1 protein-coding gene is annotated in these 782 nt (G+C 40.2%); it reads left to right on the forward strand.

What is annotated here, in order from left to right; translation table 11 throughout:
- Positions 1-683, forward strand: a 683-nt coding sequence (locus L2735_RS19880) for an IS110 family RNA-guided transposase (RefSeq protein ID WP_248986313.1), incomplete at its 5' end; no start/stop codon positions are given.
- Positions 684-782 lie beyond the last annotated feature (99 nt).

The following is a 782-nucleotide window of genomic DNA, read 5'->3' on the forward strand; positions in this document are numbered from 1 at the left end:
CTCAACAAGACATTCAGGCAATACATGTCATGCGCAAGAAATGCGAACGAGATAGAACGGCAAACACAAATGAAATAAGAGGACTACTTGCAGAGTATGGGGTGATTATTCCGCAAGGTGTTCGCCACGTTTATCACATTTTACCCACGCTATTTGATAGAGAAAGTAACAATGGGTTAAGTGACTTATTTAAAGAACTTTTAGAGCAACATTATCAAAAACTAGAAGAATTACAAAAACATTTAGATTTCTATACGATAAAAATTAAAGCGCTGAGTAAGGTAACAGAATGTGTGAAATTGCAGACTGTGCCAGGTATTGGTCCTATTACTGCCAGTGCACTTTTTCAACATATTGGTAATGGTAGTGATTTTAAAAATGGCCGTTGTGTGTCTGCATCACTTGGGTTAGTGCCTAAGCAACACAGCTCGGGAGGTAAAGATAAGCTTCTTGGGATAAGTAAGCGTGGTGATGGCTACCTGAGAACATTGCTCATACATGGTGCGAGAGCGGTGATAAGGGTCAATGCTGGAAAGGATACGCCCTTAGCACGTTGGCTCCATAAATTAGAAATCACTCGAGGCAAAAATAAAGCCACGGTTGCACTGGCGAATAAAATGGCTCGTATAGCGTGGGCAATATTGAAATATGAAAGAAGCTACCAAGCAGACTATGCCGCTTGATAACGATAGAAGGGTAATATTAATCATCTCTAAGGATTGCTAATAAAAAGTAACTGATGACAAACAGGTAAGACCGACATATCGAAAACCTGATAGGGC

Source organism: Shewanella olleyana (assembly GCF_023283825.1).
In the GTDB taxonomy this organism is placed as follows: Bacteria; Pseudomonadota; Gammaproteobacteria; order Enterobacterales; family Shewanellaceae; genus Shewanella; species Shewanella olleyana.